Source organism: Pseudoalteromonas sp. MMG010, assembly GCF_018100905.1.
In the GTDB taxonomy this organism is placed as follows: domain Bacteria; phylum Pseudomonadota; class Gammaproteobacteria; order Enterobacterales; family Alteromonadaceae; genus Pseudoalteromonas.
This window is the reverse complement of the sequence record NZ_JAGJEG010000005.1, coordinates 64,266-82,289: the sequence shown is the minus strand read 5'-3', so window position 1 is coordinate 82,289 and position 18,024 is coordinate 64,266. Positions and strand designations below refer to the sequence as shown.

General features: G+C 39.1%; 18 protein-coding genes. 12 read left to right on the top strand and 6 right to left on the bottom strand.

Annotation, left to right across the window (positions count from 1 at the left end; translation table 11 throughout):
* Window positions 1-11 precede the first annotated feature (11 nt).
* Window positions 12-425, top strand: a complete 414-nt coding sequence (locus J8L70_RS07390) for a type IV pilin protein (protein ID WP_211054901.1) — start codon at window positions 12-14, stop codon at window positions 423-425.
* Window positions 426-444: 19 nt separating this feature from the next.
* Here J8L70_RS07390 and J8L70_RS07385 read toward each other — a convergent pair whose 3' ends face one another.
* Window positions 445-978, bottom strand: coding sequence for a GspH/FimT family pseudopilin (locus tag J8L70_RS07385; RefSeq protein ID WP_211054900.1), 534 nt, complete (start codon window positions 976-978; stop codon window positions 445-447).
* A 132-nt stretch (window positions 979-1,110) separates the two neighbouring features.
* Window positions 1,111-1,674 carry a GspH/FimT family pseudopilin gene (locus J8L70_RS07380; RefSeq protein ID WP_211054899.1) on the bottom strand — a complete coding sequence of 188 codons (564 nt, stop codon included), beginning with the start codon at window positions 1,672-1,674 and terminating at the stop codon, window positions 1,111-1,113.
* Window positions 1,675-1,826: 152 nt separating this feature from the next.
* Here J8L70_RS07380 and J8L70_RS07375 point away from each other — a divergent pair, with 152 nt between their 5' ends.
* Window positions 1,827-2,165: a P-II family nitrogen regulator gene (locus J8L70_RS07375; RefSeq protein ID WP_211054898.1), complete on the top strand. Its 339-nt coding sequence runs from the start codon at window positions 1,827-1,829 to the stop codon at window positions 2,163-2,165.
* Window positions 2,166-2,231: 66 nt separating this feature from the next.
* Here the strand turns inward: J8L70_RS07375 and J8L70_RS07370 are convergent, their stop codons facing one another.
* Window positions 2,232-2,993 carry an outer membrane protein assembly factor BamD gene (locus tag J8L70_RS07370; protein WP_211054897.1) on the bottom strand — a complete coding sequence of 254 codons (762 nt, stop codon included), beginning with the start codon at window positions 2,991-2,993 and terminating at the stop codon, window positions 2,232-2,234.
* Window positions 2,994-3,134: 141 nt separating this feature from the next.
* Here J8L70_RS07370 and rluD point away from each other — a divergent pair, with 141 nt between their 5' ends.
* The 3 genes from rluD to clpB all read left to right on the top strand — a co-directional run bounded on the left by rluD (window position 3,135) and on the right by clpB (window position 7,516).
* A complete protein-coding gene (gene rluD / locus J8L70_RS07365) occupies window positions 3,135-4,112 on the top strand; it encodes a 23S rRNA pseudouridine(1911/1915/1917) synthase RluD (protein WP_211054896.1) in 978 nt (325 codons plus the stop codon).
* Window positions 4,112-4,843, top strand: coding sequence for a peptidoglycan editing factor PgeF (pgeF, locus tag J8L70_RS07360; protein ID WP_211054895.1), 732 nt, complete (start codon window positions 4,112-4,114; stop codon window positions 4,841-4,843). Before rluD ends, pgeF begins: the two co-directional genes overlap by 1 nt.
* A gap of 96 nt (window positions 4,844-4,939) precedes the next feature.
* On the top strand, window positions 4,940-7,516 hold the full coding sequence (clpB, locus tag J8L70_RS07355) for an ATP-dependent chaperone ClpB (protein WP_211054894.1): 2,577 nt from the start codon (window positions 4,940-4,942) through the stop codon (window positions 7,514-7,516).
* A gap of 54 nt (window positions 7,517-7,570) precedes the next feature.
* Here clpB and J8L70_RS07350 read toward each other — a convergent pair whose 3' ends face one another.
* Window positions 7,571-9,118, bottom strand: a complete 1,548-nt coding sequence (locus tag J8L70_RS07350) for a methyl-accepting chemotaxis protein (RefSeq protein WP_211054893.1) — start codon at window positions 9,116-9,118, stop codon at window positions 7,571-7,573.
* Between the two features lie 545 nt (window positions 9,119-9,663).
* Here J8L70_RS07350 and gshA point away from each other — a divergent pair.
* Window positions 9,664-11,238 (top strand): glutamate--cysteine ligase, encoded by a 1,575-nt coding sequence (gene gshA / locus J8L70_RS07345; protein WP_211054892.1) that lies wholly within the window; start codon window positions 9,664-9,666, stop codon window positions 11,236-11,238.
* 114 nt (window positions 11,239-11,352) lie between these two features.
* Window positions 11,353-11,958 (top strand): transglycosylase SLT domain-containing protein, encoded by a 606-nt coding sequence (locus tag J8L70_RS07340; RefSeq protein ID WP_211054891.1) that lies wholly within the window; start codon window positions 11,353-11,355, stop codon window positions 11,956-11,958.
* 62 nt (window positions 11,959-12,020) lie between these two features.
* Here the strand turns inward: J8L70_RS07340 and J8L70_RS07335 are convergent, their stop codons facing one another.
* Both J8L70_RS07335 and ccsA read right to left on the bottom strand, forming a co-directional pair.
* Window positions 12,021-13,289: a CNNM domain-containing protein gene (locus J8L70_RS07335; protein WP_211054890.1), complete on the bottom strand. Its 1,269-nt coding sequence runs from the start codon at window positions 13,287-13,289 to the stop codon at window positions 12,021-12,023.
* Window positions 13,290-13,350: 61 nt separating this feature from the next.
* A complete protein-coding gene (ccsA, locus tag J8L70_RS07330; protein ID WP_211054889.1) occupies window positions 13,351-14,157 on the bottom strand; it encodes a cytochrome c biogenesis protein CcsA in 807 nt (268 codons plus the stop codon).
* 252 nt (window positions 14,158-14,409) lie between these two features.
* Between ccsA and ffh the strand changes: the two genes are divergently transcribed.
* From ffh to rplS, 5 genes are all read left to right on the top strand, one after another.
* Window positions 14,410-15,789 carry a signal recognition particle protein gene (gene ffh, locus J8L70_RS07325; protein ID WP_211054888.1) on the top strand — a complete coding sequence of 460 codons (1,380 nt, stop codon included), beginning with the start codon at window positions 14,410-14,412 and terminating at the stop codon, window positions 15,787-15,789.
* Between the two features lie 238 nt (window positions 15,790-16,027).
* On the top strand, window positions 16,028-16,276 hold the full coding sequence (gene rpsP, locus J8L70_RS07320) for a 30S ribosomal protein S16 (protein ID WP_058561214.1): 249 nt from the start codon (window positions 16,028-16,030) through the stop codon (window positions 16,274-16,276).
* Window positions 16,277-16,293: 17 nt separating this feature from the next.
* Entirely contained in the window at window positions 16,294-16,830 is a 537-nt protein-coding gene (rimM, locus tag J8L70_RS07315; protein WP_211054887.1) for a ribosome maturation factor RimM, read from the top strand.
* A complete protein-coding gene (gene trmD / locus J8L70_RS07310; RefSeq protein WP_211054886.1) occupies window positions 16,830-17,597 on the top strand; it encodes a tRNA (guanosine(37)-N1)-methyltransferase TrmD in 768 nt (255 codons plus the stop codon). Before rimM ends, trmD begins: the two co-directional genes overlap by 1 nt.
* 33 nt (window positions 17,598-17,630) lie before the next feature.
* The gene (rplS, locus tag J8L70_RS07305) at window positions 17,631-17,990 is read left to right on the top strand and encodes a 50S ribosomal protein L19 (protein ID WP_211054885.1); all 360 of its coding nucleotides are present in this window, start codon (window positions 17,631-17,633) and stop codon (window positions 17,988-17,990) included.
* Window positions 17,991-18,024: the final 34 nt, after the last annotated feature.

The following is an 18,024-nucleotide window of genomic DNA, read 5'->3' as shown; positions in this document are numbered from 1 at the left end:
GGCAGATGACTATGAATAAATACCAAGGATTTACATTACTTGAGTTAATGATTACGGTGGCGATTATTGGCATATTAGCATCCGTTGCACTGCCTAATTACACCGAATATGTAAAAAGGGCATCGCGCGCGGAAGCCGCAGCCTATCTACTTGATGCAGCTAATAAAGAAGAGCAATTCTTTGTTGATAATCGAGAGTACACAAAAGTTTTAACCGACCTTGGCTTAAGTGATGAAACGGAGAATGGCCATTTTTCTGTTGAGATTGATTTAGAAGATACTGGCTTTAAAATTACTGCTAAACCTATTGACGGCCCAGTAAAAGAAGATACTGATTGCAAAACTATCTTTATTACCGACACCGGTTTACGAGGGGCGACAGGGGATAAAGGCACATCTGATATTGATTATTGTTGGGGTAAATAAGGTTTAAGTGATTAGTCTATTATTGTTGACATAGATCTGTCGACTTTACTCTTACTCGCCCTATTGGACTGACCGTAATCGCAAGCCCTTCAAGGCTTGCTTTTTTATAACTCGGACAATAAAGAAAAGTACCATTGTTAAGTCCATTAACTGAACCATCGGGACGAAAAGTGATGGCGGTACGTGGGTATGTCAGCGTATCCTGTGGGTTGCTTTGACTAAATGTATAAATTATTTGCTCTGATGCACTGCGGGTTTGCGATTTATCATTATCAATAAAGGCTGTCACACCTAGGTGCCAGTTGTCTTTCTCACAGCGTTCATTGTGCAAGCTACATAAGGTAATAAAGTTGCTATTTTTAATGGCATATAACCTACTTAAGCTTATAGTTTTATGTAATAAACTGATTTGGCTATCGAGCCGGTTTTTAGCAAGAAAATCGGAAAAGTAAGTAAATGATAATGAAGTTAAAATACTTAAAATTATTATTACAAAAAATACTTCAATTAAAGTAAACCCCAAATAGATAAAATGTGTCGGTATTAGCTTCATCCTTGAAACCTCGTAAGCTTAATTTATTTAAGCTTAGCTAGCATACCGCGTTAATCAATATAGTTATTAGGTACATATTTAAAATATATAAAAATAATAAGCTAAGTTAATGGCAACAGTACAGTACACACATTAGCAGCCGCTATTTGTATTGCCCGCATAAAAGGCAGTCCCTGACTGCGATAAGGTTAATGCTTTATTATTTTCATCGTCTCCACCAGGGCAATAAATAAAATCACCTGGAGTCGAGGTAATTCTGCCACTGGTATTAAAACGAATGAATTTTTCGCCAGAAAAACTCAATGCATCATTTTCATTTAATTGATCCATCACTCGCAATAAAGAATCGTCAGTTTCATCATAGTTACCATCTCTTGTGCCGTCGGCGCCAATACCATCTATGAACATAATAATGCGACGAGCGCCATCCCAGCGATTCGTTTTACATTCTAATGTACTTTTGGCGTTTTTAACGTTTGATTGTGGGGCTGGGCAAATTACCACTATTTCATCGGTGCTTGCTGCTTGAGAGCGGGCATAGCTAATGTTTCGTTTTAGTTCTAATAAGAAGTTCTCAGCTCTGTTTTCTTCAAGTACATCGCTACTATCCCATAGCGCGATAGAAGCGATTACAGCGGCAACAGAAAGCGCAATCATTAATTCAACCAGCGTAAAACCACTATTTTTTTTCTTCATTTATTTCTCACTGTTTAATTATTACCGCTAAATACATAATATTTATAATAGCATTATTGTTGATTAAATCATCGTAATTTACAGGCACTGTTTGCCTTGGGCTACGGTATTGTCTAAAATCGATGCAACACTCTATTTTAAAGAAACTTATTATGAAAAAAATTGAAGCGATTATAAAACCGTTCAAACTAGATGATGTAAGAGAAGCGTTATCGGATTTGGGTATTACAGGTATGACTGTTACTGAAGTAAAAGGCTTTGGCCGTCAAAAAGGGCACACTGAACTTTATCGTGGTGCTGAGTATATGGTTGATTTTTTGCCTAAAGTTAAACTTGATATTATTTTATCTGATCAGGATGTTGATAGAGCAATTGAGATGATAGTTAAAACTGCGCAAACAGGTAAAATTGGCGATGGTAAGATTTTTGTTACAGAGGTAGAGCGTGTTGTACGTATTCGTACTGCTGAAGAAGATGAAGATGCTATTTAATTAACGCTTGTTAAACTTAATAAAAAAAGCGCTTAAAAAAGCGCTTTTTTTATTAATGGTCATGAACTAACGTTCTTTATTTAATTCACGGGTCATTTTTGCGTGTTCGCTCAGCTGTGTTAATCCTAGCTTATCATAGCTTTTTTCCATTATTTCAAGTGCAGGGTTTAAGTAGCTGCTTTGTGAATAATGCTCAACGACGTATTTACCTCGGTTAGCGGCTGCAAGGTAGGCTTCACGTTCGTAATAATAATTTGCCACTTTTAACTCATAGCGTGCCATCCGATTTAATAACCATACTAGGCGACGTTTAGCCTCAGGAACATAATCACTGTCTGGAAAGCGTTTAACTAACGTTGAGAAATCTGTAAATGCGACACGGGTTCTGTGGGCATCACGATCAGCTCTATCGATACCAAAATATTCTTGGAAAGCATTTTTATCTGCTTTTATATTAACTAAACCGCGCATGTAATACATATAATCTAAATCTTTATGATTTGGGTTTAAACGTATAAAACGGTCAATGGTGGCTAATGCTTGCTCGGTATTATTTGATTGGTAGTGAGCATACACTAAATCCATTTGTACTTGTTTTGAGTATGGACCAAATGGGTAACGAGAATCGATAGCACTGAGGAGCTCTATCGAACGCGCATATAAACCGTTATCGAGCGCTTGTTTTGCATCTAGATAAAGCGCTTGTGCTGATCTATTTGGTACGCGTTCGATATCTTCTTGGTCAGGTGCAGACGAACAAGCACCTAAACTGAGTACTGAAACTGAAAAAACAATGGCAAATGCACGTTTCCCTATCTTATTTATCATTTTATTTGCTACCTTCGATGTCTTCGGCTAGGCCAAGGCGGTAAAACCGAGTAAACTATGCGTATTATATTATGCTTTTATAAAAAGCGATTCTAACCCAGTCGAGCACAGCTTGCACTGGTAAATTGGGTAAAGTTACTAATGTCAGAGCAAATTTCTCTTCAAGCCGAGGTCCCAACAGACTTAGGTGGTAAACGTCTAGACCAAATATTAGCGCAATTGTTCCCTGATTATTCACGTTCACGTATAAAAACGTGGATTTTGGATGATAAAATCAGCGTTGATGGTAAAATTTTTAACACTCCACGTGAAAAACTACTCGGTGGTGAAACTGTAAGTGTTGAAACAACAATCGAAGCACCACGCGAATACGAAGCTCAAGATATCAAATTAAACATCGTTTATGAAGATGATGATATTTTAGTTATCAATAAACCAATGGGTTTAGTTGTTCACCCTGGTGCAGGTAATCCTGATGGTACCGTATTAAATGCGTTACTTCACCACTACCCCGACATTATTAACGTGCCTAGAGCGGGAATTGTGCATCGTTTAGATAAAGACACTACGGGTTTAATGGTGGTGGCAAAAACAATTCCAGCACAAACGCATTTAGTTACAGCACTGCAAAAGCGAGAAAACTTCACGCGTGAATATGAAGCTATTTGTAATGGCACAATGACAGCCGGTGGAATGGTTGAAAAGCCAATTGGTCGTCATCCAACACAACGTACACATATGGCCGTTCATGAGATGGGCAAGCCAGCTATCACACATTATCGTGTAGCAGAAAAGTTCCGTGCTCATACGCGTTTACGCCTTCGCTTAGAAACGGGTCGTACACACCAAATACGTGTTCATATGGCTTTTTTAAATCATGCCTTAATTGGTGATCGTGCATATGGCGGACGTCCACGTCCACCAAAAGGAGCAACCCCTGAATTGTTCCAGATGCTACGTGAATTTAATCGCCAAGCATTGCATGCGGTTAAATTAAGTATTGCACATCCTATTACCGGTGAAATGATGACGTGGCAAGCGCCTATCCCAGATGACATGGTGGCAATGACGCAAGTGTTACGTGAAGATACTAAAGCCAATCCTGATTTAGATATTTAATGCATTTACTTTGTGCACCTTGGCACCACTTAAACGTGGGTACACTTAGTACTACACGGTTAGGTGGTGTGTCGAGCACACCATTTGATAGCTTAAATTTAGGATTGCATGTTAACGATAATACTCAACATGTTTTGCATAATCGCGATTTAGTTAGTAAATATTTACCTGCTCCAGCAATTTGGTTAAATCAAATTCACAGTGCCAAGGTTATTCAAGTCACTACGCAGTTTGATAGCACCCTTACTCATAATGGGGATGCACTGTACACTCAACTATCTAATCAACCTTTGGCTATTATGACCGCTGATTGTTTGCCTATTTTGTTAACAAGTGATTGCGCCAGCGAAGTAGCAGCTATACATGGAGGGTGGAGAGGATTAGAGCAAGGCATTATTGCTAATACGCTGAGTTGCTTTAACTGTGCACCAAGTAAAATTTTGGCGTGGTTAGGTCCAGCAATTGGTGCCAAAAAGTTTGAAGTTGGCCATGAAGTTGTTGAATTGTTTTGTAACAAGCATGCACAGTTTAATACGGCTTTTAAAAGTACAAATAAGCCCGCAAAGTATCTTGCTGATATTTATCAACTGGCACGTATTGAACTTAATTTATTAGGCATCACTAATGTTAGTGGTGGTGAGTACTGCACTGTGACTGATGACTCATTATTTTTTTCATATCGCCGAGAGGGTAACACGGGTCGAATGGGAAGTGTTATTTGGCGCAATTAAGTATTGAGCTTTAAGATTATATTTATTTCATACCTTGAACTAACCCCGTAGTATACCCATTAATTAAACAGTTAATTTTTTAATAGGTAACTCAAAATGCGTTTAGATAGATTTACAAGCAAATTTCAATCTGCGCTTTCAGATGCACAGTCATTGGCACTTGGGCGCGATCATCAATTTATTGAACCAGTACATTTAATGTATTCGTTACTTAAGCAAAATGGTTCGAGTGTGCGTGCTTTACTTGCTCAAACTGGGGTGAGTGCCGACGAACTCAATACTAAGTTATCGCAAGCAATAGAAAAACTCTTCAAAGTTGAAGGGGTTGGTGGTGATGTCCAGCTATCACATAATATGGTGTCTTTGATTAACCTGTGTGATAAGTATGCGCAAAAGCGCAAAGATAAGTTTATTTCGAGTGAACTATTTGTACTGGCAGCCTGTGAAGACAAAGGTCCATTAGGCGATATTTTTAAAGCGCTAAATATTACTTCTCAGAAGGTAGAAAGTGCAATAAAAGCAATTCGTGGTGGGCAAAAAGTTAACGATGCTAATGCAGAAGAAACACGTCAAGCATTAGAGAAATTTACGATTGATTTAACTGAGCGCGCAGAGCAGGGGAAATTAGACCCTGTTATTGGCCGAGACGATGAAATTAGACGCACGATTCAAGTGTTACAACGTCGAACTAAAAACAACCCTGTTTTAATTGGTGAGCCTGGTGTGGGGAAAACAGCGATCGCCGAAGGACTAGCGCAACGTATTATTAATTTAGAAGTTCCTGAAGGGTTAAAAAATAAACGCGTTTTATCACTTGATTTGGGGGCACTTGTAGCAGGTGCAAAATATCGAGGCGAATTTGAAGAGCGTTTAAAGTCGGTATTAAACGAACTTGCTAAAGAAGAAGGGCAAGTTATTTTATTTATTGATGAAATTCATACTATGGTCGGTGCAGGTAAATCTGATGGCGCAATGGATGCTGGTAACATGCTAAAACCAGCATTGGCCAGAGGTGAACTACATTGTGTTGGTGCGACAACGTTAGATGAATACCGACAATTTATTGAGAAAGATGCTGCTTTAGAGCGCCGCTTCCAAAAAGTGTTAGTAGAGGAGCCAACAGTAGAAGATACAATTGCTATTTTACGTGGGCTTAAAGAACGTTATGAATTACATCATTCAGTCGAAATTACCGATCCCGCTATTGTTGCGGCTGCTCAGTTATCGCATCGATATATTAGTGATCGCCAACTCCCAGACAAAGCCATTGACTTAATTGATGAAGCCGGTTCGTCTATTCGCTTACAGATAGATTCAAAACCAGAATCACTTGATAAGCTGGAGCGTAAAATAATTCAATTAAAGCTCGAAGATAACGCACTATCAAAAGAAAAAGATGAGGCGAGCCAAAAGCGCCGCAGCGAAATGCAAGAATTGATCAGTGAACTTGATAGCCAATACAGAGAGCTTGATGAAGTATGGAATGCGGAGAAAGCTTCTTTGCAGGGCACGCAAGTAATAAAAGCTGAATTAGAGCAAGCGCGTTTAGATTTAGATGTGGCGCGAAGAGCAAGTGATTTACAGCGTATGTCAGAACTGCAATATGGCCGGATCCCAGAGCTAGAGCGTAAACTTGATTTAGCCTCTCAAGCCGAAATGCAAGATATGAGCTTATTAAAAAACCAGGTTGGTGAAGATGAAATAGCCGAAATATTGTCGCGTTGGACGGGAATACCGGTTTCTCGGATGCTTCAAGGTGAACGTGAAAAGCTATTACAAATGGAGCAACAATTACACGGTAAAGTGATTGGTCAAGATGAAGCCGTCGGGGCGGTTGCAAATGCTATTCGTCGTTCGAGAGCGGGACTTGCTGATCCAAATAGACCTATCGGCTCATTTTTATTTTTAGGTCCAACCGGGGTGGGAAAAACCGAATTAACCAAAGCGTTAGCTGGCTTTATGTTCGACACTGAAGATGCAATGGTACGCATTGATATGTCTGAATTTATGGAAAAACATTCGGTGGCTCGTTTAGTGGGCGCACCTCCGGGTTATGTCGGTTACGAAGAGGGAGGCTATTTAACCGAAGCGGTGAGACGTAAACCTTATTCTGTTATTTTGCTTGATGAAGTGGAAAAAGCACACCCTGATGTATTTAATATTTTACTTCAAGTATTAGATGATGGTCGCTTAACTGACGGCCAAGGGCGAACTGTAGACTTTAAAAATACAGTTATCATTATGACCTCTAATTTAGGCTCAGATATTATTCAAGAGCAAGCAGGAAACCACGATTACGACACACTTAAAGAAAAAGTAATGGGGGTTTTGGTTGAGCAGTTTAGACCTGAGTTTATTAACCGAATTGATGAAACCGTCGTGTTTCATTCTCTTGCTCATGAGCATATAAAAGAAATTGCCGATATTCAGCTCATTAAATTACGCGAACGATTAACAGAAATGGGGTATTTGCTTGAAATAACCGATGCGGCACTTGAACGAATTGCAGCCAGTGGCTTTGATCCCGTTTACGGTGCACGACCTCTCAAGCGTGCAATTCAACAAACAATAGAAAATCCATTGGCACAAAAGCTATTAGCGGGAGAGTATGTCAGTGGGTGTTTAATACTGATTGATGCTAACGAGCAAGGGCTTACATTTACCACTCAATAAACAAAAAGAGTAATTAGGCTCGTAACATGGAGCCTAATTACGCGTTAATAATTATTAAATTTTAAATGTAAGTATCATGTCGTTGACCTTTCGTGAGCCATCAACTAATTCTGCGGCATCTTTAGCGACATTAAAGCTTAATGTTAAATTATTATCACCGAGCGACTTAATATCCGTAATATTATTGCTAATATCTTGGCTTACACCTTGTTGCTGCATTGCAGCGGTGGAGATGTCACTGGCTAACTCAGCTATTTTACTAATTTGCATATAAATTTCATCAAGCTCCTGTTGGCTTTGCTCTGTAGAGTCGACACACTCATCAGCTTGAGACTTCGTATCTTGCATTATGCTAGACCAGGTAAACAAGGTATCTTGTATTTCTTTTATTGAGCTATGGATCTGTGCTGTTGCATTTTGTGTCCGCGAAGATAACGCTCTCACTTCATCGGCAACAACCGCAAATCCTCTTCCATGTTCACCGGCGCGTGCAGCTTCAATAGCCGCATTAAGTGCTAATAAATTTGTTTGCTCGGCTATGCCTTGTATTTCACTCATTACTTGGCCAATTTTATCGGCCTCAGAGGCTAAGCCTGACGCTGTATTTGCGGCTTTTTCTACATGCACCGCTAAATCTGAAACCATGGTTCGATTACCGGCGATATGCTGTTTAACTTCCAGGCAACTTTGATGGGTAATATCAACTTTGTGTGCGGTATTTGAGGTGTTTGTTGATATTTCACCGATGGTCGCGCTCATTTGCATCATTGCAGAGCCAATTTGTGCTAAGCGTTCGCCTTGTGCTGAAATACCTTGCTCAGTTAATGTAGATTGAGCATCTAAGCTGGTGGCAATGTTATTAAAATCAACAGTAGAGTCCTTCATTCGACCCAGTACCGTGCGTAACTTTGCATTGAGCATGTATTCGCGATACTGGCTAATACTATACGGATGTTGGCCACAAAATACATAGCGCGAAACAGAGTCAGACTGTGCTTTTTGCAGGTTAAGTTGGCTCGGAGTAACGATGAGTTCATCATAATTTAGGGCTAAAACGAGCAGGCAAATAAATGTATTTATAGCAGCAAAACTAACCGAAACTAAAAATGCACAGCTAATTAGCCATGTGAGTAATATTAACCCCGTAATTGTACGTCGCAGAGACGTGCTTTCTCGCCAGCTAAATAATGACTTCCCTGAATTTATTTGTTGATACAAAGCCATGGCTTTTTGTTTAATGGATTGTGAGGGTTTAATGCGTACTGATTGATACCCAACTAATTGACCATGTTCGTATATTGGAGTGACAAACGCATCAACCCAGTAGTAACTACCATCTTTACAGCGGTTTTTTACTACCCCACGCCATGAATGTCCTTGTTTTAATGTATCCCACATTTCTTTAAATGCGGCTTTGGGCATATCAGGGTGGCGGACTATATTATGGTTTTTACCAACTAATTCAGCTTTAGAATACCCTGCAATATCACAAAAAGCAGGGTTAGCGTAGGTGATAATTCCCCTTAAATCAGTGGTTGATACCAATTCTTGGCTTTGATCAAATAAAACTTCTTTATCTTGGGTATGTTGATTACGACGCATTGTAATTGTTCCATACTAAACTGTTGTATATGCCGTTTATTTTAATACTAAAGTTAAATGTCAGATATGGGATATTAGTCCTAGTTAAGGTACTAAGCAGGTTTTTTATGATCTAAATCAATTTTATTTTAATGAGAAAGGCAAAGTGCAAATGAAAAGCCAATTAATTGATTTTAAATATAATCTAAATAGGTTTAATCGCCGTATTACGGCTACTAATATTTTTATTACGATGTATTTTTTATCGTAAAAGGACGGTCTGTTTATCAACAAGTAAAATATGACGTAGTTATATTACTCGTCTAACGTGAACTTTATGGGATTAACGACACAGAAAAATATTCGTTAATATTACCGTATCATTACATGTTATTTAATTTATTAGCAGTACCGTGGTAGTAAAGACATTGTATATTTATTAATGCGGTGGCAAGATTAATGGCAATACAATTAAGTTTTTTTGCAAACAGCCTATTTTAATCTTGAGTATAAATAATTAGCCCCCATAACCTTAAGATTATGCCAAGTGGCTCGAGGAAGCATTTTTGACAACACATGATTTAACAAGCACGCTGAGTGCGTTATCAGCAGAACAATACCAGCACTCAATAAAAGGCATTATGCGTGGAATTGAAAGAGAGTCTCTAAGAATTAAAGACTCGGGTGCCATTTCTAAAAACGGCCACCCAAAAGGTGTAGGAAGTGCATTAACAAATGGTCAAATTACCACAGATTTTTCTGAGTCTCTTCTTGAGTTTATTACACCTGTCAGCGAGTTTCCTGCAGAAACATTAGCGCAATTAAAAGATCTACAAAAGTTTACCTTAGAACATATGGGTGATGAATTATTGTGGCCTATTAGCATGCCGTGCTTTATAGATAATCAAGATGATATTGTATTAGCGCAATTTGGTTCATCGAATACTGGCAAAATGAAAACCTTGTATCGAGAAGGGTTAAAAAATCGTTATGGCAGTATGATGCAAGCAATTTCTGGTGTGCATTTTAATATTTCATTTCCCGAAACACTCTGGCAAAGCCTGCATTCATTACAGCAAAGTGAAGCGCCTTTACAGGACTTTATATCTGATGGTTACTTAGGGCTTATTCGTAATTTTAAACGTGAATTATGGTTGATTAGCTATTTGTTTGGCGCATCGCCGGCATTGTGTGGTTCATTTTTACAAGGTAGAGAAACACAGTTACCATTTAAAAAACTAGGCAAAGGTACACTTTATTTAGAAGTGGGGACTGCACTTCGTTTAGGCGATCTAGGGTATACCAACAGCGCTCAGTCATCATTACGCGTGATGTATAACTCATTAGATGAATATGTAGCGGGGCTCAAAAAAGCAATTAATACCCCTTCAGATATTTATGCTGATTTAGATGACTATACCAGTGAGCAACCAAAGCAACTGAATAAAAACATTTTACAAATTGAAAATGAATTTTATTCGCCAATTCGTCCTAAGCGTAATGCCCAAGCGGGTGAAAAACCAACGGATGCATTATTAAGAGCAGGTATTGAGTATGTTGAGATACGCGCATTAGATGTTAACCCATTTAGTGAAACAGGTATTGATATTGAACAAATTCACTTTTTAGATGTATTTTTAACTTACTGTCTATTAAAAAACTCACCTGATATGCAGTGGGATGAGCAAATGAGCGCCAACGCCAACTTAGAAAAAGTTGTTAATGAAGGGCGTGCTCAAAAGCTTGTTTTAAACGATAAAAATCAAGAGCGCACACTCACGTCGTGGGGGAATGAGATTTTTTCACAGCTCGAAAATGTTGCGCAGTTTATGGATAAACAATATGGGGTAAGTTATTACAGCGAAACAATTTCGCGTATGGCTAGCTGGATTGATAAACCGCAGCTCACTTACTCTGGACGCTACGTGAATACATTAGTGGAGTCAGGGCTTGATAATGGTCATTTTGCTTTAGCGCTTGCGAAAAAGTACAAATTGAGTCATCAGCAAACCGATTACCAAGTGTATTCAAAAGAGTGGTTAACACACCAAGTACAAGCTTCTAATGAGGCGCTGACAAAAATAGAGCAAGCGGACACAACTACATTTAAAGTTTTTTTAGATCAGTACTTTGCTCAATAAGTATAATAAATAAAACGCAGCTTACTTAAGCTGCGTTTTTATATAAAGGTGTGTATATTACAACTTAATTATTTAAATTTATGCCTTATTAGCGCTAAATGAGCATGTATAACAATGACAAAAAACATAATTATTTTATCTATTGCTCTGTCTCTTGCTGGCTGTGCCACAGCCCCTCCTAAACAACCTCAAGATATCTGTAAAATTTTCCAAGAAAAAGAAGATTGGTATTTTGATGCTAAAGATGCGCAAGAGAAGTGGGGATCGCCGAAGCATGTTCTTATGAGTATGATGTATCAAGAAAGCTCATTTAAACATGATGCGGCACCGCCGATGGAATACTTTTTATGGATTATACCTACAGGCAGAGCGAGCTCAGCTTATGGGTATTCTCAAGCAAAAACCCCGACATGGTCTGATTATATCCGCGAAACAGATAATAGTGGCGCTGATAGAGATGATTTTGATGATGCTATCGATTTTATGGCATGGTTTGTTTATAAAACCCATAAAATAAATGGTATATCTAAATGGGATGCTTATGCACAATACCTAAATTACCACGAAGGGTGGGGCGGGTATAAACGCGGTAGCTATAAAAAGAAAAAATGGCTTATGGCCGTTGCAAATAAGGTTAAACATCGAGCTAGTCGTTATTCGCAACAATTAAAACGCTGTGAAGCTGATTTAGATAAAAGCTGGTTTGAACGTTTATTTTAATAGATGTTTGAGAGACCTAAAATAAAGGAGTCAATCGACTCCTTTATTTTTGACATATTTGATTAGCTTTTTCGCTCACTGGGTAGCACTTTTACAAGCTTAATCATGTTCTCTTTTACTTCTAATACTTCAATAGGGTATCCCGCTATACGTAAGCTAATATTAGCCTCAGGGATATCTTCTAAATACTCAACGATGAGTCCACTTAATGTTTTAGGGCCATCAAGCGGGAATTCCCATCCCATTTCTTTATTAATGTCTCGTATGTTAGCACCGCCATCAACAATACAAGAGCCATCTGGTTGAGTTGTTACTTCTTCACTTGGGGTACGAGTTTGAGTGGTTGTAAAGTCACCTACAACCTCTTCTAAAATATCCTCAAGGGTAACTAAACCTTGAATGTCGCCATATTCATCAACGACTAAACCAATACGTTCTTTCGATTGTTGAAACTTCAATAGCTGGGTATTCAGAGAGGTCCCTTCAGGAATAAAGTATATCTCTCTTACAGCTCGTAATAATGACGGTTTGTCGAATTGCTCTTTTGTTAATAATCGCAGTGCATCGCGCGAATGGATAAATCCAACAGCATCATCTATTTGGTCACGATACAGCAGTACGCGCGTATGTTGAGCATGAGTTAATTGGCGGCTAATGACCTTCCATTCATCATTAATATCAATGGCAATAATTTCATTGCGTGGGATCATGATGTCTTCAACAGTCACTTGCTCTAAATCTAAAATAGAAGTCAACATACTCTGGTGACGAGCAGGGATCAGTGCACCTGATTCACTTACAACCGTTTTTAACTCTTCTTTACTGAGGCTGTGTTCTTCAATTTGTTCTGTGGTAATACCAAACAGGCGTAACATTCCATTTGTTAGCCAGTTTACACACACAACAAACGGGAATAATATTTTTAATAGCCCCTTGAGGATCACTGAGCTAGGAAATGCGACTTTTTCGGGATATAACGCCGCTAATGTTTTAGGCGTGACTTCGGCAAAGATAAGTACGATTAAAGTTAACGCACCGGTGGCGATTGCAATACCTAAGTCGCCATATAATCGAATACCAATAATAGTTGCAACCTGCGCCGCGGCAATATTAACCAGATTGTTACCAATTAATATGAGGCCGATAAGCCTATCTGGTCGAGTAAGTAACTTACCGACTCGTTTTGCTGCGCGGTGGTTCTCTTTTTCAAGATGGCGCAAACGAATACGATTGATTGACATAATTCCGGTTTCAGAGCCAGAAAAATAAGCAGAAAAAAGCACCAATAAACCTAAGATGATAAACAGCGTACTTGTCGATATGTCGTCCAACGATGGATCCTTTTTTTATAAATCAGTGTGTATTAAGCTAGAGTGAGCAAGTACAGTCAAGTTAAAACTTATTTAAAACGACTTCTTGAACAAAACGACTGCCAAAATAAGCCAGTGTTAAAATAAAAGCGGCTATCATAATTGTGATCACAATCGGTTTACCGCGCCAACCATTTTTTATATGCCCTAATGCCGCAATAACAAAGATTGCCCATGCAATTAAAGACAGTACTGTTTTGTGGATAAACTCTTTTGCAAACATGCCTTCTAAAAAAGCAAACCCCGATAGGAGTGCAAGAGTGAGTAAGACAGTCCCTAAATTGAGTAATTGATAAAGTTGTTTTTCTACAACCATTAATGGTGGAAGGTGACTATTTACGATGGCTAAGTCTTTGCGTTTTAGACGTTTATCAATAAAGTAAAATTGCACGCCATATAAAGTAGCAATAATTAAAATACAGTAAGCTAACAATGATAATGAAATATGCGTTACCAGCCCTATATCAATATTAATACTTTGCAATAAAATATGATGAGGAATAACTAAACTCGCTAAAGTGAGAATAGCAGCAAAGCCATAAACAACAGGCAATAATAATGTCGCAGGAAACTTAAGTGATACAGCGGTGACCGAAACCACAATAACCCAACACGTTAATAATGAAATATTTACGGTACTTAAATCTTGTCCATCAGCCCTAAATACAGAGTTAACGAGTAATAGCATATGCGCGAGTATAGCTACAGTACTGAGTATAACCGTGACTTTTTGGCTGGGGCCTTGCTTGTGAAAAAGTCGTGATAATACATGCGAGGTGGCAAGTACGTAAAATAAACTGGCAATAATAGTTAAACTAATAATAAGCATTGTGCTTTGGCCACTTAATTAATATGGTTAAAAATTGTATTCAATTAACTGCATTGTATTTTATAGCAAAGCAATTGCATAGACCTTATAAAAAGAAACTCATAAGCAGTACTTGAATACTGTATTGTATGCCTGCATTTACGGTATACTATCTTTAATTAAAATTTTAAATCATTAACTTAATGCCTTAGCAATGTCATTTTTTGCCCAAGCAAGCATTAATTATAAATAATTGGCTTATCGGAACTTTCCATGTTTGAAAACTTACAAGAACGATTAGGTAAAACCTTAAAAAATATCAGTGGGCGTGGACGTCTAACTGAAGACAACATTAAAGATACGTTACGCGAAGTACGCATGGCTTTTTTAGAGGCCGATGTTGCGTTACCTGTAGTACGCGAGTTTGTTAAACAGGTAAAAGAGCGCGCCGTTGGTACTGAAGTTACTAAAAGTTTAAGTCCGGGCCAAGTATTCGTTAAAATAGTGCGTGAAGAGCTTGAAAAAGCCATGGGTGAAGCAAATGAAGAGCTTAGCCTAAATGCACAGCCTCCAGCCGTTGTAATGATGGCGGGTTTACAAGGTGCTGGTAAAACAACCAGTGTCGGTAAACTGGCTAAATTTTTAAAAGAACGTAAAAAGAAATCGGTGTTGGTCGTCAGTGCCGATGTATATCGTCCTGCTGCGATAAAACAGTTAGAGACTTTAGCGAATGAAGTTGAGGTTGATTTTTTCCCAAGTGACATCTCACAAAAGCCAGTTGATATTGCAACTGCAGCAATTTCTCACGCAAAAAAGAAATTTATTGATGTTGTATTAGTCGATACAGCAGGTCGTTTACATGTTGATAGTGACATGATGGACGAAATAAAAGACTTACATAAAGCAATTAACCCTATTGAAACCTTATTTGTTGTTGATGCGATGACGGGTCAAGATGCTGCCAACACAGCAAAGGCATTCGACGAAGCATTACCTTTAACTGGGGTGATATTAACCAAAACAGATGGTGATGCGCGTGGTGGTGCTGCTTTATCTATACGCCACATTACAGGCAAGCCGATTAAGTTTATGGGGGTGGGTGAGCGTACCGATGCACTAGAGCCTTTCCATCCAGATCGTATTGCTTCTCGTATACTTGGAATGGGTGATGTACTTTCATTAATCGAAGAAGTCGAAATGAAAGTAGATAAAGAGCAAGCTGCTAAAGTTGCTGAAAAAGTATTTAAAGGGAATGGCTTCACGCTAGATGATTTTGCTGATCAGCTTAAGCAAATGAAAAACATGGGCGGGATGATGTCGATGCTTGATAAATTACCTGGTATGGCTAATTTGCCTGATGCTGTAAAAGGGCAAATGGGCGATAAAACCTTTATCCAAATGGAAGCGATTATCAGTTCAATGACAAAACAAGAACGTGCTCGTCCTGAAATTATCAAAGGTTCACGTAAAAAGCGTATTGCGGCAGGTTCTGGTACACAAGTGCAAGAAATTAATAAGCTGTTAAAACAGTTCACGCAAATGCAAAAAATGATGAAAAAAATGAAAGGCAAAGGCGGCATGCAAAAAATGATGCGCGGTATGAAAGGGATGTTACCACCTGGAATGATGGGCGGAGGCGGTCCTAAATTTTAGCCCAAGCAGTATTTAAGAATAAAAAAGGAGCAATCAGCTCCTTTTTTACTGCATAAATTATGCACTTTACGCTTTATATTGTTTTTATCACTGCTCAGATCATGGTTTAACCTACTAAAGTGAGGTTTTAGCTCACTTCTTACTTGCATTGTTGGTAAAAACTCGTACAATTCACCGGCTCCCCATACTGGGGAGTAAATCTTATTAATGAAAACAGTCAATCTATTTAGAGGACGGTATGGTAACTATTCGTTTGCAACGTGGTGGCGCTAAAAAACGCCCTTTCTATCAAATTGTGGTTGCGGATAGCCGTTTCTCGCGTGACGGTCGCTTCATCGAGAAAGTTGGTTTCTTTAACCCAATCGCTTCAGGTCAGGAAGAAAAAGTTCGTTTAGATTTATCTCGTGTTGATCACTGGGTAGGTCAAGGCGCAGGTCTTTCAGATCGTGTAGCAAAATTAGTTAAAGACGCTCGTAAAGCGGCTTAATAGGCGTAAGTGTAACCATGAGTCAAGAGAACACCTCATCAATTATTGTCGTAGGAAAGCTCGGTGCCCCATATGGTATAAAGGGCTGGCTTAAGGTACATTCATTTACTGATGATCCCCAAGGGATCTTCGATTTCAGCCCGTGGTTGATAGGGCAGCAAGGTAAATGGCAGACCTTAGAAGTGGTCGACTGGCGTCGCCATAATAAGGGCTTTATCGCTAAATTTGCGAATGTTGATGACAGAGATGCAGCAGTGGCTTATACCAATGTTGAAATTTCTGTTGATTCAGCGCAATTACCAGAACTACCGCAAGGTGAGTTCTATTGGCGAGATCTTATCGGCATGTCGGTTATAACTGATAAAGGTTATAACTTAGGCACTGTTGATGACCTGATGGAGACAGGATCAAATGATGTACTGGTTGTTAAAGCAAACAGTAAAGATGCATTTGGTCAAGCGGAACGTTTAATTCCCTTTTTAACTGATTCAGTTATTAAAGAGGTTAAGCATGAAGCGAGAGAAATTACTGTAGATTGGGATCCTGGCTTTTAATGAGTCAAACACATCCTTTATGGGTTGGGGTGATAAGCCTTTTCCCTGATATGTTTGATGCTATTACACAGCAAGGGGTCACTGGTCGCGCAGTGCAAAAAGGGTTAATTAATTTTAACTGCTTTAATCCACGAGATTATGCTACTGATAAGCATAGAACCGTGGATGACCGCCCTTACGGGGGTGGGCCAGGCATGTTAATGATGGTTGAACCTTTGAAGCAAGCCATTGATGAAGCCAAACAGGCTGCAGGTGATGGTGCAAAAGTAATTTATATGTCGCCGCAAGGGCGCAAATTAGATCAACAAGGAGCAAGCGAACTCGCAAACTCCAATAAGTTGATTTTAGTTGCCGGTCGCTATGAAGGTATAGACGAGAGAATAATAGAGTCATACGTTGACGAAGAATGGTCAATTGGTGATTTTATTTTGAGTGGTGGTGAACTACCTGCCATGACATTAATTGATGCAGTAGCGCGATTAGTGCCAGGTGTTTTAGGGCATAACCAATCAGCAGAGCAAGATTCATTTTCGAATGGCTTGCTAGATTGTCCTCACTATACACGGCCAGAAACATTGGACGACAAAAAGGTGCCTGCTGTATTACTCAGTGGAAACCACCAAGCAATTGCAAAATGGCGGCTTAAGCAGTCATTAGGAAGAACTTGGTTACGACGTCCTGACTTGTTGCATAACCTAGCTCTGACTGAGGAGCAAGCGGTATTACTCGCACAATTTCAGCAAGAGTACCAAAAAGCTTGTGGCTAGAAGACAGTTACACCTAGGAAAGTGAGAAACATAATGGCAAAAGTAAACCAAAATATAATCAAAGCGCTTGAAGAAGAGCAGCTTAAATCAGACGTACCAGCGTTCGGCCCTGGTGATACAGTGGTTGTTCAAGTACGTGTTAAAGAGGGTGCTAAAGAGCGTCTACAGGCCTTTGAAGGTGTTGTAATCGCTAAGCGTAATCGTGGTCTTCACTCAGCATTCACAGTTCGTAAAATCTCGAACGGTGAAGGTGTTGAGCGTGTATTCCAAACGCATAGCCCACTTATCGATAGTGTAGCAGTTAAACGTCGCGGTGCAGTTCGCCGTGCGAAACTTTACTACCTACGTGAGCGTTCTGGTAAATCTGCACGTATTAGAGAAAAACTTAACTAATACGCGCTGTTTATCAACGCAAATAAAACGGGTT

Coding starts and splice junctions, on each gene's coding strand:
- ffh (WP_211054888.1), top strand. CDS start 14,410: ATGTTTGAAAACTTACAAGAACGATTAGGTAAAACCTTAAAAAATATC.
- pgeF (WP_211054895.1), top strand. CDS start 4,112: ATGCATTTACTTTGTGCACCTTGGCACCACTTAAACGTGGGTACACTT.
- J8L70_RS07350 (WP_211054893.1), bottom strand. CDS start 9,118: ATGCGTCGTAATCAACATACCCAAGATAAAGAAGTTTTATTTGATCAA.
- J8L70_RS07390 (WP_211054901.1), top strand. CDS start 12: ATGAATAAATACCAAGGATTTACATTACTTGAGTTAATGATTACGGTG.
- J8L70_RS07380 (WP_211054899.1), bottom strand. CDS start 1,674: ATGAAGAAAAAAAATAGTGGTTTTACGCTGGTTGAATTAATGATTGCG.
- rimM (WP_211054887.1), top strand. CDS start 16,294: ATGAGTCAAGAGAACACCTCATCAATTATTGTCGTAGGAAAGCTCGGT.
- clpB (WP_211054894.1), top strand. CDS start 4,940: ATGCGTTTAGATAGATTTACAAGCAAATTTCAATCTGCGCTTTCAGAT.
- J8L70_RS07385 (WP_211054900.1), bottom strand. CDS start 978: ATGAAGCTAATACCGACACATTTTATCTATTTGGGGTTTACTTTAATT.
- rplS (WP_211054885.1), top strand. CDS start 17,631: ATGGCAAAAGTAAACCAAAATATAATCAAAGCGCTTGAAGAAGAGCAG.
- rluD (WP_211054896.1), top strand. CDS start 3,135: ATGTCAGAGCAAATTTCTCTTCAAGCCGAGGTCCCAACAGACTTAGGT.
- rpsP (WP_058561214.1), top strand. CDS start 16,028: ATGGTAACTATTCGTTTGCAACGTGGTGGCGCTAAAAAACGCCCTTTC.
- ccsA (WP_211054889.1), bottom strand. CDS start 14,157: ATGCTTATTATTAGTTTAACTATTATTGCCAGTTTATTTTACGTACTT.
- J8L70_RS07340 (WP_211054891.1), top strand. CDS start 11,353: ATGACAAAAAACATAATTATTTTATCTATTGCTCTGTCTCTTGCTGGC.
- trmD (WP_211054886.1), top strand. CDS start 16,830: ATGAGTCAAACACATCCTTTATGGGTTGGGGTGATAAGCCTTTTCCCT.
- J8L70_RS07375 (WP_211054898.1), top strand. CDS start 1,827: ATGAAAAAAATTGAAGCGATTATAAAACCGTTCAAACTAGATGATGTA.
- J8L70_RS07370 (WP_211054897.1), bottom strand. CDS start 2,993: ATGATAAATAAGATAGGGAAACGTGCATTTGCCATTGTTTTTTCAGTT.